The sequence below is a fragment of the Chitinophaga sp. genome (assembly GCF_039596455.1).
GTDB lineage: Bacteria > Bacteroidota > Bacteroidia > Chitinophagales > Chitinophagaceae > Chitinophaga.
On record NZ_JBCNJR010000003.1, the window covers coordinates 129,902 to 143,406 of the forward strand.

Annotated in this window: 7 protein-coding genes; 5 read left to right on the forward strand and 2 right to left on the reverse strand. The window is 53.6% G+C overall.

The genetic code is table 11. From position 1 onward, the window contains the following. Positions 1 to 588: 588 nt before the first annotated feature. The 3 genes from ABDW36_RS13410 (at position 589) to ABDW36_RS13420 (ending at position 5,884) form a co-directional block, all read left to right on the forward strand. Entirely contained in the window at positions 589 to 3,675 is a 3,087-nt protein-coding gene (locus ABDW36_RS13410) for a SusC/RagA family TonB-linked outer membrane protein (protein ID WP_343702418.1), read from the forward strand. Between the two features lie 29 nt (positions 3,676 to 3,704). Further along, positions 3,705 to 5,324 (forward strand): SusD/RagB family nutrient-binding outer membrane lipoprotein, encoded by a 1,620-nt coding sequence (locus ABDW36_RS13415; protein ID WP_343702419.1) that lies wholly within the window; start codon positions 3,705 to 3,707, stop codon positions 5,322 to 5,324. Positions 5,325 to 5,491: 167 nt separating this feature from the next. Further along, positions 5,492 to 5,884 (forward strand): VOC family protein, encoded by a 393-nt coding sequence (locus ABDW36_RS13420; RefSeq protein ID WP_343702420.1) that lies wholly within the window; start codon positions 5,492 to 5,494, stop codon positions 5,882 to 5,884. Positions 5,885 to 5,970: 86 nt separating this feature from the next. Here the strand turns inward: ABDW36_RS13420 and ABDW36_RS13425 are convergent, their stop codons facing one another. Both ABDW36_RS13425 and ABDW36_RS13430 read right to left on the reverse strand, forming a co-directional pair. Then, entirely contained in the window at positions 5,971 to 6,300 is a 330-nt protein-coding gene (locus tag ABDW36_RS13425) for a multidrug efflux SMR transporter (RefSeq protein ID WP_343702421.1), read from the reverse strand. Positions 6,301 to 6,370: 70 nt separating this feature from the next. Continuing rightward, on the reverse strand, positions 6,371 to 6,937 hold the full coding sequence (locus ABDW36_RS13430; protein ID WP_343702422.1) for a Crp/Fnr family transcriptional regulator: 567 nt from the start codon (positions 6,935 to 6,937) through the stop codon (positions 6,371 to 6,373). Positions 6,938 to 7,006: 69 nt separating this feature from the next. On the opposite strand from ABDW36_RS13430, the gene ABDW36_RS13435 reads away from it, so the two are divergent. Then, positions 7,007 to 8,908: an AAA domain-containing protein gene (locus ABDW36_RS13435; RefSeq protein WP_343702423.1), complete on the forward strand. Its 1,902-nt coding sequence runs from the start codon at positions 7,007 to 7,009 to the stop codon at positions 8,906 to 8,908. Positions 8,909 to 9,073: 165 nt separating this feature from the next. Continuing rightward, positions 9,074 to 13,495: a TonB-dependent receptor plug domain-containing protein gene (locus ABDW36_RS13440; RefSeq protein WP_343702424.1), complete on the forward strand. Its 4,422-nt coding sequence runs from the start codon at positions 9,074 to 9,076 to the stop codon at positions 13,493 to 13,495. Positions 13,496 to 13,505 lie beyond the last annotated feature (10 nt).

Below are 13,505 nucleotides of genomic sequence, written 5' to 3' on the forward strand. Positions count from 1 at the left end.
CGTGGAACTGATTATGGTCCGTCACCAAAATAACCGATTTCACCATAAACCCCATCCTGCACTCTCCTGCCCAACCAAGATAAGATATGCACAAAAAGTGCAAAAAAAACCGCCTTCGGAGTGCATTATCCTCTCAAGGACTATTATATTGTGATTGAATTACGTCGATGGTCAGCAAAATATATAAATCTATCCGCCAGGGTTGTGCTTTTGCCTGGATAAGTAAACGTGTAGCAAAATCTTAAAATCTATTTCGGGGCGATGTATTTGTGCCCTCAAAGTAAACAACAGTAGCAAAATCTTAAATCTAATTCGGGGTGATGTATTTACCCGTTAAAAACGCAAATGGTTAGCAAATTTTAATCTGCCCGGGCAAGGCACTTGCACGCGGGAGGAAGCATTTTTTCTATTGGGACTTTTCAGCAAAATTTAAATCATCCGGGAATCATGAAAGGTATCCATCCCATACCGCGTGCCAGTCAATATCAGTAACGATGTAAGGATATTTCTTGCCGTACAGGCACGGATACGCGCAATTGTAACAGATCAGCCAAATATTTTTCAATTCAAAATCTAAAATTCAGAACAATGAGAAGAACTCTCCGGTTATTAGCGGTCTATGCGTTAGTGATGCTGATGCTGCCTGCTGCGCTGCTGGCACAGCAGAAAGCTGTTACCGGCACGGTGCTGTCAGACGAAGGCGGCCCTATGCCTGGTGTAACGGTAAGAGTGAAGAACACTACCCGCAACACCCAAACAGACATTAAAGGCAATTTCAGCATCCAGGTAGCCGCGGGCGAGGCCCTGGTATTTTCCTTCGTGGGTTATGAAACCCAGGAAGTAACACCGGGAGACGGCCCGGTGAACATCACCATGAAAACCTCCGCCAGCTCGCTGGGCGAGGTAGTGGTAACCGCCATGGGCATCAAAAAAGAAAGGAAGGGCCTTGGGTACTCGGTGCAAGACATCAAGTCTGAGGAGCTGCTCAAAAACAAGGATGCCAACATCGTCAATTCCCTCAACGGTAAAATAGCCGGGGTGAATGTGACCAACTCCGGCGGCGCGCCCGGCTCTTCGGCCTCCATCATCATCCGCGGCGGTACTTCGCTGGAGCGGGACAACCAGCCCCTGTTCGTAATTGACGGTATGCCGATGGACAACTCTACCGGCCAGGGAGACAACAGCGCCTTTGACGGCAGCGTTAACCTCTCCACCACCAACAGCAACCGCGCCATGGACCTCAACCCGGAAGACATTGAGTCCATTTCCGTGCTGAAAGGCCCCGCCGCCGCCGCACTGTATGGCCTGCGGGCCGCTGCGGGCGCTATTGTGATCACCACCAAGAAAGGGGCGATTGGCAGCGTTACGGGTTCCGTTACTTCCCGTTACATCAACAATTGGGTGAACAAGCTGCCCAAGCAGCAGGGGATCTATAAACAGGGTTCTTATTATAATGGCAGCTATATTGCCAACACCACCCGCTCCTGGGGGGATAAATTTGCGCCCGGCGAAGCCATCTACGATAACATGGGCGATTTCTTTGAAAGAGCGCATGCGTTTGACAACAGCTTCACCGTTTCAGGCGGCTCCAAAACCGGCAACTTCTTCCTTTCCGGCTCTAACCTGATACAAACGGGGATTGTGCCTACTACTGACTTTACGCGTAGCACCGTACGTTTCAACGGGGAGCAGAAGCTGGGTATTTTCACCTTTGGGTTAACTGCTTCCTACGCGCGCAACGAGTCACAAAAAACCCTCACCGGCAGTGGCTTATGGGGCTCAAGCGGCAGCGGTTATATGGAGAGTATCATTGCCTGGCCCAGGAACGATGATATGAAGAACTACCTGAACCCGGACGGCACGAAGCGCAGGCTGATATTGAACCCAGACCTGGTGGATGATATCGATAATCCGTACTGGCTGGTATACAGGAACCCGCAAACTGACCGGAATACGCGTTTCATTGGCACCGTATACACCACTGCCAGAATCACCGACTGGTTTGATGTGACCTACCGGCTGGGGGTGGATAATTACACCACGCAATACACCAGCCTCACAGCACCGGGCTCCGGTGTAAAAGCGGCCTGGCAGAATGGTATGCTGTCTGAAACAGACCGTACTTATAACTACGTAAACTCCAACCTGATGCTGAACTTCCACAAGACTGCGGGAGATTGGGATTTAGGACTGCTGCTTGGTAATTCCACGGAAGATACCTGGCTGAAGTCCAACTCCATCAGGGCAGAAAACTTTGTGATACCCAACTTTGTGAGTATCAACAACGCTGCAAAAGAAAACCAGTACCTGTCCGAAAACCTGACACGCAGGCGCCTGGCGGGCTTTTATGGGGATTTGAGGGTTTCTTATAAAAACTTCCTCTATCTCAACGTAACAGGCCGTAACGATATTTCTTCCACTTTGCCTCCGCAGAACCAGTCATTCTTCTACCCTTCTGTGAGCGGCAGTTTTGTGTTTACAGAGCTGCTGCCGAAAAGCAGCATTCTTTCCTTCGGTAAAGTTCGTGCATCCTGGGCGCAGGTGGGTAAAGATGCCCCGGCATACCAGACGGCCACTTATCTCTTCGGCCCTGAACTTACAATTGGCGGTGGCTTCCGTAACTACTGGGCACGCGGTAACGCTGACCTCAAGCCGGAAACAACTACCTCTACAGAATTTGGTACGGAACTGCGGTTTCTGGACGGCAGGTTGGGCCTTGATGTAGCATACTATATTAACAATAGCCGGGATCAGATACTTCAACCTCGTGTAAGTAACGCCACTGCCTATATTCTCAGCTTTGTGAATACCGGCGAGATAGAGAACCGCGGCATAGAAGTGTCTATCAATGCCAATCCTGTCAAAAGGAAAGATTTTAACTGGGACGTGACGCTGAACCTTTCCCATAACAAAGGCCGCGTGAAAGCGCTGCCCGGCGCGCTGCCTATTCTGTATGTAACAGACGTGCAGGTAGGCAATGCCAAAGCCGCTTCTTTTGACAACGGTTACTTCATGGGCCTGAGCGGTACCAAATGGCAGACAGATGAGAGCGGCAACCTGCTGCTTGACTGGAATACCGGCTACCCTCTCACCAGCACCAACGCCACATCACTGGTGGGCAATCGTGAACCGGATATGATCGGCGGCTTGAACAACAGTTTCAATTACAAGAACTTCAACCTGTCTTTCCTGTTTGACTTCCGCCTTGGCGGTGACGTGTACAATGGTACAGAATACCTGCTGGTGGCTTATGGCCTTAGTAAAAGAACGGAGAACCGGAATGAAGACATCACCTTTACCGGAATGTCTTTGAACCCGGCTACCAAGCAATACGAGCCCGTTACCAAAACAGTGAAGGCTACAGAAAAGTACTATCGGGATATCTACTTGTCTCATGCCCCCTTCTTCATTGAGAAAGTGAACTGGCTCCGCCTCCGTTCCCTGTCACTCGCATATTCATTACCTAAATCAGCTCTGGGCGGCATCAACTGGCTGAAGGGCGCCACCCTTACCGCCACCGGCACTAACCTGCTGCTGTTCACCAACTATACGGGCATGGATCCTGAAACCAGTGCTGCCGGCGCAGGCGTAATAGGCTCCGGTTCTGTGGGCGTAGATTACTGCGGCGTACCTGCTACTGCCGGTTTGGCCATTGGTTTAAATCTTAAATTCTAAAAGTCAGGGAAATGAAAAAGATACTATATATGCTTAGTTTGTCCGCCGTTTTTACCTCCTGTAAAAAATGGGTAGATATCAATGAAAATCCGAATAGCGCCAACTCTACCATTCCAACGGCAGAACAGCGCCTTCCGCCATTACTTGCCCAGTTTGCGGACGCATATGAAAGTTCAGGCACAAGGGCTGCCTTTATTTCACAGCAGTTGGCTGTTACCTATGCGGTGAACAACAACTGGAACCTCACCCGCTGGTATTCCAACACATCCAGCGCCAACTGGCCATGGCAATGCTGGTATGTTAACTCCGCCGTAAATGTGGCGCCACTGATAGCCGCTGCAGAAAAAGTAGAGGCATGGCACTACATAGGTGCAGCTAAAATTGTGAAAGCATGGGGATTTGGTACTCTGGCAGACTTTTACGGCATGCTACCTTACGATGAGTTTGATAACAAAGACATACTGACACCCAAATTCGATGACGCTTCTCATGTGCAGGAGAAAATACTGGCCTTGCTGGATGAAGGCATAGCCGACCTGCAAAAGCAACAGGGCCCCATTGCGCCCCCGCTGTCCAAAGGAGACATCCTGAACAAAGGGAATGTTGATAACTGGATACGCCTGGCCTACGGCCTGAAAGCACGCTACCTGAACCATCTCAGCAAAAAAGCTGAATATAACCCGCAGGCGGTGCTGGATGCAGTGTCTAAGGGGCCGCAAACAGAAGCGCAAAGCAGCGTGATGCAATATGTAGATGAGGGGCCTACCGTTCCCAGCGCTGCCAAGGAAGCGCTGCAATATACCAATACCGGTACCACAGCGAGGGTAACTAAACTGTACGTAGATTACCTGACCAACAACTACACCGGTGCCCCCACCGGCGGCGCCAACATGTCAGACCCGCGTATTCCGTTGATGATACCGCACAGTACGGACAAAGCCGGCAACCTGGTACGCTCCAGAGGTGTAGATATGGCATCCGATCTGCCGAAAACCGGCCCATTAGGCTATACCTACAACGCAAACACCAACTCCTTCTCCAGCCCTGACTCCCAATACGTGGTAATGCGCAAAACCCCCTACGCCCCCACCGCTGGCCAGCGCATCCAGTCTACCGGCACCTGGTACACCGCACGTGGCGCAAAAGGGCTGCTGCTGACCAATGCGGAAATGCGTTTCATTGAAGCCGAAGTGAAATTCAAACAAGGCCAGGCCGGAGAAGCGCTTGCCGCATACAAAGCAGGCATCCGCGCCCACATGGCGCACCTGGGCATTGCGGGCACAACAATAGACAACTTCCTGGCCAGCACTTCGGTTGTGCAAGATGCCAACAACCTCACGCTCAGCCACATCATGATACAGAAATACCTGGCGCTCTCCTACTCTCCTGAACTGTGGGTAGACCTGCGCCGTATGGACTTCTGCACAGATGCTTCCGGCAATTACAACGAAGCGGCAGGCGTGTACAAAGGCTTCAAACGGCCTTCTCACGTATTTACGGAAGCATATCCGAACGCAACAGACTGGCCGCGCCGGTTTGCAGTAGCCAGCTACGAGATCAACTACAATCTGGTGAAAGTGAAGGAGGCCAATCCCAACGCGGACAAACCTACTTACCTCAACGAACCGGTCTGGTGGGATAAAAAATAGCCACCGCACCATTTGTTCCTGAAAGGGCTGAACATGTTTCAGCCCTTTTTTGTTGCATTAACTGGCACATCTACCCCTAAAATTCGCGCATCTGCCCGCCCGCCAGGTGGCATATTGGCCGCATATTTGTGCCATGTCCGTATTGTTCACCCGTAAATAACAGCATTATGTTTACACATACCAAAGCGTTCACCAGCTTTTCAGTTAATAATATCGAAGAGGCCAAAAAATTCTATGCTGAAATACTGGGGCTCAACGTAAAAGAAGGGAGTGAAGCCGCCATGCCTTTGCTGGAGCTGCAACTGGAAGGAGGGCATACCATCATGCTCTATCCCAAGCCCAACCATACACCGGCAACCTATACGGTGCTTAACTTCCCCGTAGACAATATTGAAAAAACAGTAGAAGAAATGACCGGCCGCGGCGTGAAATTCCTGCAATACGATGGCGAGATCAAAACAGATGAAAAGGGCATTATGCGCCAGGGCGGCCCGCTGATAGCCTGGTTTGAAGACCCTGCCGGCAATATTCACTCCATTATTGAAGAAAAGGCCAAATAGTCAACGATATGGGGTACAACCGCAACAAATAACAAAAGGTACGGCTCACACCGTACCTTCCTTTTTGCGATAACACGTACTATGTCCTAGTGTGATGAAACGAATTTCAGGCCAATGATGGAACAGATCAGCGTGCTGATGAAAAACAGGCGCCAGAAAGTAGCCGGCTCCTTAAATACCAGTATGCCCATCAACACGGTGCCTACCGCTCCAATGCCCGTCCATACGGCGTAAGCGGTGCCTATAGGCAGGGTTTGCTGCGCCTTGTACAGCAGCAGCATGCTCACCGTAAGACATATAAAAAAGCCCGCGCCCCACATGATGGACGTGCTGCCGGTAGTTTCCTTCATTTTACCCAGGCAGGATGCGAAGCCTACTTCGAACAAACCTGCAATGATCAATATGATCCAGTTCATATCTCCTGTTTTTAATTGCACTGCAAAGGTGGCATTTCTCCGGCTTCCGGAATTTTACAAATGATAAAAATTATTTCAGTTCGGCCCTGATGCGGCTGAGGGTTACCTGTGTAATGCCGAGGTAAGAAGCAATATACCCCAGCTGCACCCGGCGCAGCAGCTCCGGCGCCTCCTCCATCAGCGCCTTGTAGCGCTCCGTGGCGGTTTTGAACTGCCGGGAAATGAACCGCTCTTCGGTTTGTATCAGCTCTTTTTCCGTGAGCTTGCGGCCCCAGTTGGCAAACTGGAGGTCTGTCTGGTACAGGTGCTCCAGCTCCGCAACGGGCACCTTGTACAGCAGCGCGTCTTCCAGCAGCTCAATGGTCTCATAACCGGCGCTGTTGTTCACATACCCGTTGAAAGACATCAGGAAATCTCCCTCCATGCCGAACCAGAAGGTAAGGTTGCTGTCTCCCGTGCTGCAATACGCACGGGCAATGCCTTTTTCAAGAAAATACAGGTCGCGGCAGGTTTTGCCTTCCCGGAACAGGAGGTGGCCCTTTTTTAATTCCACAGCTTCCAGCATGGCAGTGAAGTGCTGAAGACGGTCTTCCGAAAGCGGGTATACAGATTTGATCCTGGCAATGGTGTGCTGCATCCCGCAAATTACAAAAAACGGCCGGCAGGCCCGGCATCAGCATCCGTCATTTTCATCTACCTTTGCCGGATGAATTATTTTTCAGCACTCCTTGACCTGTTGAAGACGGAACGGGAAGAAGACCGGAAACAATACCAGCAACTGATCAGCAGCAGCTCCGTGGGAGACCGGCGGGCGGCGGGCCTTACCTGGTACCCGGTAGCCGTCAGGGACACTGAAATGAGCCGGGGAGACTACCTTACGGTGGAGCTGGAGCGCACCACCCACCAGGACGTTCCCCACCAATTGCGCTTTGGCGTATCTGCCATGCTGTTTTCCAACCACAACCCCAAAGAAGATGCCGTAGAAGGCGTGAGTACCTGGCAGAGCGGCAACCGGCTGAAGCTCACCCTCAGAACGGACGAGCTGCCGGAATGGGGCCGCAACGGCAAGCTGGGCGTAGACCTGCTGTTTGACGACAACAGCTACGATGAAATGCAGAACGCTCTCAAGCAGGCGGCGGCCATCCAGGATAAAAAAGAAGGCCACCTGGTGCAGGTGCTCACGGGCGGGAAAGCGCCCACCTTTAACGATACGCTGCCACCCATAACCGTTCCCGGCCTCAACCCCTCCCAGCAGGCCGCCGTTAACCGCATACTGGCCGCTAATGACCTGGCCATTGTACACGGCCCGCCGGGCACCGGCAAAACCACTACCCTGGTACAGGCCATCAAAGCCCTGGTGCGAGAGGAAAAACAGGTGCTGGTAGTAGCGCCCAGCAATGCGGCGGTTGACCTGCTGAGTGAAAAACTGGCCGATGAAGGCCTCAACGTATTGCGGGTAGGCAACCCTGCCCGCGTCAGCGAGCGGCTGATGGCCCTCACACTGGATGCCAAAATAAGCGGCCACCCGTCTATGAAAGACATCAGGCGCCTTAAAAAACAGGCCTCGGAGTTCCGTGACATGGCCCATAAATACAAACGCAACTTCGGCAAGGCGGAGCGTGACCAGCGCAAGGCCCTGTTTGACGAAGCGCGCAATATTATGAAGAGCGTAGAAAGCACGGAGCAGTACATCACGGAAGACCTCATGGGCAAAGCGCAGGTGATCACTGCCACCCTGGTGGGCGCCAACCATTACACGGTACGCAACCTCCGCTACAAGACCGTAGTGATAGACGAAGCGGGCCAGGCGCTGGAGCCCGCCTGCTGGATACCGGTGCTGAAAGCGGAAAAGGTGGTGCTGGCCGGAGACCACTGCCAGCTCTCTCCTACTGTGAAGTCTGCCGAAGCCGCCCGCAACGGCCTCAGCACCACCCTGCTGGAAAAAATGGCAGGCCTCTACCCCCAGGCGGTGTCACTGCTGGAAGAACAGTACCGCATGCACGAAATGATCATGGGCTACTCTGCCGCCGTGTTTTACGGAAGCAGGCTCACCGCTCATGCCTCCGTAGCAGGCCACCTGCTGCACCCCGGAGATACGCCGCTGGCCTTTGTAGACACCGCCGGCTGCGGCTTTGATGAAACCACAGACGGCACCAGCACCACCAACCCGGAAGAAGCGGCTTTCCTCTTCAAACACCTGCTGCAGCTGGTAGAAGAGCTGCAACCACATTACCAGGCGGATAACTTCCCCAACATTGCCATCATATCCCCCTACCGGCAGCAGCTGGCGCTCCTCAACGAACAACTGGAGCATGCCGCCGCGCTGCAGCCCTACCGCCATAAAATATCCATCAACACCATAGACAGCTTCCAGGGCCAGGAGCGGGACGTGGTATACATCAGCATGACCCGCAGCAACCCTGACAGCAAGATCGGCTTCCTGTCAGACGTGCGCCGCATGAACGTGGCCATGACCCGCGCCCGCAAAAAGCTGGTGGTGATCGGGGATAGCGCTACCCTCTCCCAGTTGCCCTTTTACGCAGATTTTATCAGCTACGCGGAGCAGCAGAACGCCTACCGCAGCGCCTGGGAGTTTGCGGATAATTGAGGCTGACGCGGCCGGAAGCAAGGGCGCCCGCGCAGGAATGTTGCCCGCAACAAAAAGCCGGCGCCAGCCTGGACAGACCGGTAAAAAAAATCCGCCCCTCTTTATGGATTCGCTTCAAAAACGGCATCCTGCCCTTGTACTATGCATCACTTCAATTCTGATGGTATGAAATACTGGAGCCTGTTTCTGATACTCATTTGCGCCTGTGCAGGCAAAGCCTTTGCACAGACCCTGGACTACGCCTCGAAAAAAGAAAAGATCTACATCCAGACCAGCCACGTGTTTTTCAAACCGGGCGAGGAAGTATTTTTCAAGCTGTACCTTGTCAACGCCCAAAACAACACTCCCTCTTCCGTGAGCAATACGGTACATGTAGACGTGCTGAACCCGGCCGGCAACGTTGTAACAAAGCTCACCTATCGTGTTGCCAATGGTTACACGGAAGGCTCCTACGCCTTTGGCCCCGCAGCGGCCGGCGGCATCTACAAGCTGCGGGCTTATACCGCGTGGATGAAGAATGAAACAGACAGTACCTTCTTTACGAAAGAGCTGACCGTGCAGCATGTGATCTCTCCCCGCATACTGATGAAGCTGGACTTTCCGGAGAAAGGTTATGGGCCGGGCGGCACAGTTACGGCACATTTCTCCGCCCGCTCCCTGGCAGACAAGCCGCTGGCCAATCAAACATTTGAATACACCGTTTCCCTTGCCGGGCAAGCGGCGCAGCCCGTTACCCTGCAAACAGACGCGGCGGGCAAAGCTGACATACAATTCCGCCTGCCGGCCAGCCTCAACACTACAGACGGTTTGCTGAATATAAAAGTGCAATACGATGCTTATGTGGAAGCCATTTCGCGCAGCATACCCATTACCCTCAACAAGGTGCAGCTGCAGCTGATGCCGGAGGGCGGCACGCTCGTAGCAGGCCTGCCCGCTAACATAGCCTTCAAGGCCGTGAACGAATTTGGCAAACCGGTAGATGTAAAGGGAGAGCTGAGAGACGGCAGCGGTGAAACAGTAACCACCTTGCAAAGTTTCCACAGCGGCATGGGCCGGTTCACCTTCACACCCCGCCAGGGCAACACCTACGAGGTGGTGCTGACCAGCCCTGCGAATATTACACAACCTTATCCCTTACCCCCCGCCTCGCGGGAAGGCCTTGCCCTGCAACTGACGCAGGAGAACGGCCGGCTGCTGATGCACCTGCACGCCACGCAGCCGGCAGATGTAAAAGTTACCGGCTATACAAAGGAACACCTGTATTACACGCAAAACGTACACCTTAAAAAAGGCGAGCAAACCTTGTCTATTGACCCTGCGGCCTTCCCTGCCGGCATTGCGCGGTTCACGGTATCTCAGGCCAACGGCCTGCCATTGGCGGAAAGGATCATTTTTCTCAACCCCGGAAAAATGCTGCAGGTAAAAATGACGCCGGACAAGGCGCTGTATATGCCGCGGGAGAAAGTGACCATCAACATGAAAACCCTGGATAACGACGGGAAACCTGTACCCTCCAACTTTTCACTGGCGGTGCTGGACGACAAGCTGTGGACGTTTGCAGACGACCAGCAAGACCATCTCATATCCTGGCTGATGATGAGCTCGGAACTGAAAGGCAAAATAGAAGAACCGCAATTTTACTTCAGGAAAGATGAAAAGAAGGCCCTCCCCGCGCTAGACCTGGTGATGCTCACGCACGGCTACCGTTATTTTGATTTCCTGCCTGCCGTGAAAGAAGGGAACAAGCTGCAGTTCCTCCCTGATGTGCAAAACATCATCACCGGCAAGGTGGTGAACGGGCGGGATGAGCCGGTAAGGGCCAAGGTATGGGTAGTAACGAGGAATAACATAGCCATGCAGCTTGAAACTGGGGATGACGGAACATTTTTCTTTCCCGGCCTGCAGCCTGACGGTTATTACATGGTGGTAGCCCAGTCACTGCAAAAGAAAGAACGCATCAGGCTGGTGCTATCAGAAAACGGCCCTGTACGCTATGGCAACGCAGCCGCGCTGGCCCGCCCGCCCTTGCCGGCACAGGCGCCGCCGGTGGCACAGGAAGACCGGTTGCTGGAGGAAGTGGTAGTAGTGGGCTTTGACGCGCAACAGAAACGAAACGTAACCGGCGCCGCAACTGTCATTACCGGCCGGGAGCTGAACGCGGCTTCCGTCAACGATGCGCTGGCAGGCAGTGTAACAGGCGTGAACGTAGTGGAGCGCGTCAACCCCGCGCAAGACCCCAGCGTACAGATACGCGGCAGCACTTCCGTTACCGGAGACAATAAGCCGTTGATGATCATAGACGGCATACCTACGGAATGGACAGGCAACAACCTCGATCCCGCTGACGTTACTTCCATATACATTGTAGGGGGGCCGGCAGCCACCGCCATTTACGGCAGCCTTGGCGCGCAGGGCGTTATCATTATAGAAACTAGGAAGAACAGCGAGTCCCGGCTGCGGTGGAAACATACGCCCAAAGTATTCTTCGCGTCCCGGGAGGTGCAGCTCAAAGGCCCGGGCCTTACGCCTGTACGCCGATTTTACGCTCCGCAGTACGCCACCACGGAAACCGCGGAGAGAACGGATTTCAGGGAAACCATTTACTGGAACCCCGTGGTGCAGACAGACAAGAACGGGGAAGCCAGCGTATCTTTTTACAACTCGGACGCCACTACCACTTTCAGGGCCATTGCCGAAGGCATCGGCTACAACGGCCTGGCGGGGCGGGCGGAAACCACCTATGCCGTACGGCCCCTGCTCAGTGTAGACGCCAAAATACCGCCGTACCTTACCGTGGGAGATAATGCCCTCATTCCCCTGCACATCAAAAACAATGATGCCCGGCCGCTGCAGGCTGCCGTGAAAGTGGAGTTTGCTGAAAGCGTGAAAGCCGGCATCTTCAACAAAAACATCAGCATAGCGCCGGGCGCAGCCACGGTACTGCACATACCGGTTACCGCCACTTCACCGGTAGCAGGCAGCCTTCGCTTCACCGTGAGCAGCGGGCAGCATACAGAAACCGTTTCGCTGCCCGTTACGGTGGTGCACAAGGGTTTCCCGGTGGTGGAAACCTTTGCGGGCAACCGCACTGCGCAGCACCCGTTCACCATACACAAAATGGTACCGGGCAGCCTGCGGTACGAGCTGAAGGTATTCAACAATCCCGAAGGCCAGCTGCTGGACGGTATAGCCTCCATGCTGCGGGAGCCGTACGGGTGTTTTGAGCAAACATCGTCCGCCACCTACCCGAATATTTTTATCCTCAAATACCTGCGGAAAGCCGGCCGCTCCAACCCGGATACGGAACGCAAAGCCATGGACTACCTCGAAAAAGGATATAAACGGCTGATCAGTTTCGAAACCGCGGAGGGCGGCTTTGAATGGTTCGGCAGAACGCCGCCGCATGAAGCGCTGACGGCCTACGGCCTGATGGAGTTTACGGACATGAACGAATTTATTGAAGTAGACAAACAGCTGCTGAAACGCACCAAAAACTTCCTGCTGGGCAGAAGGGACGGCAAAGGCGGTTTCCTGCTCTCCACCACCGGGTACGACAGGTTTGCCACCGTGCCCAACAAGATCGCCAACATTTACATTGTGTACGCCTTCAGCCATGCCGGGTACGGCGCTGAAATAACGCGCGAGTATGAGCATGCGCTGGCGGATGTGCTGCAAGGCAATGATGCCTACCAGCTTTCCATGATGGCGCTTGCCGCGGCCAACATGCAACGGCAGGCGGATTTTGCCCGGCTGATGAACATCCTGCGCGGGCTATACCGGCAAAAGAATTTCAAGGCGGCCACCAGCGTGGTCAATTCAAAGGCTGCGTCTCTCAAGGTGGAAACCAGCGCGCTCTACCTGCTGGCGCTGGCGCGGGAAAAGGAACCTGACCTGCCGCTGATGGCGGAGTTGATGACAGACATCATGAACAGCAAATCTTATTTCGGCTACTCCTCCACGCAGGCCACCGTACTGGCGCTCAACGCCGTGATTGCCTACGCCAGAACATTCGGAAAAGCGGCCGCGGAAACAGATATCCGTTTTCTGCTGAACAACCGGGAAGTAAAACCGGGCATCATTCCCGCCACTGAAACACCGTCCGCCAATAACTTCCAGGTGAAGTACAGCGGTGCGGAAAACAGGGTGCCTTACAATATGGAAGTATCTTACTACACTTTTACGCCGCCCGGCAGCACCCTTGCAGAACTGCGCCTGCGCACGGCATTGGCAAAGCGGCAGGTTAAAACCGGTGAAACGGTGCGCATGGAAGTAGCGGTCACCAATGAAAAAGCAGTGCTGCAGGGCATGTCTATCGCCAAAATCGGTATTCCGGCGGGGCTTTCCGCCCAGCCCTGGCAACTGAAGGAGCTGACGGAGAAAAATGAAGCGGCCTACTACGAAATATTCGATAATTACCTGGTGCTCTACTGGATGGGTTTTGCGCCCAATGAAACCAAAACCCTGCGGCTGGACCTGAAGGCAGACATTCCAGGCACCTACAAGGCCAAAGCCAGCAATGCCGGGCTTTATTACATGCCGGAGCATAAACACTGGAACGAGGGGCTGGAGGCGGAAGTATTGCCGTAAAAAGAGTATA

Excerpts from the sequence above, each read along its gene's own strand:
- ABDW36_RS13410 (WP_343702418.1), top strand. The coding sequence starts at position 589 with ATGAGAAGAACTCTCCGGTTATTAGCGGTCTATGCGTTAGTGATGCTG.
- ABDW36_RS13415 (WP_343702419.1), top strand. The coding sequence starts at position 3,705 with ATGCTTAGTTTGTCCGCCGTTTTTACCTCCTGTAAAAAATGGGTAGAT.
- ABDW36_RS13420 (WP_343702420.1), top strand. The coding sequence starts at position 5,492 with ATGTTTACACATACCAAAGCGTTCACCAGCTTTTCAGTTAATAATATC.
- ABDW36_RS13425 (WP_343702421.1), bottom strand. The coding sequence starts at position 6,300 with ATGAACTGGATCATATTGATCATTGCAGGTTTGTTCGAAGTAGGCTTC.
- ABDW36_RS13430 (WP_343702422.1), bottom strand. The coding sequence starts at position 6,937 with ATGCAGCACACCATTGCCAGGATCAAATCTGTATACCCGCTTTCGGAA.
- ABDW36_RS13435 (WP_343702423.1), top strand. The coding sequence starts at position 7,007 with ATGAATTATTTTTCAGCACTCCTTGACCTGTTGAAGACGGAACGGGAA.
- ABDW36_RS13440 (WP_343702424.1), top strand. The coding sequence starts at position 9,074 with ATGAAATACTGGAGCCTGTTTCTGATACTCATTTGCGCCTGTGCAGGC.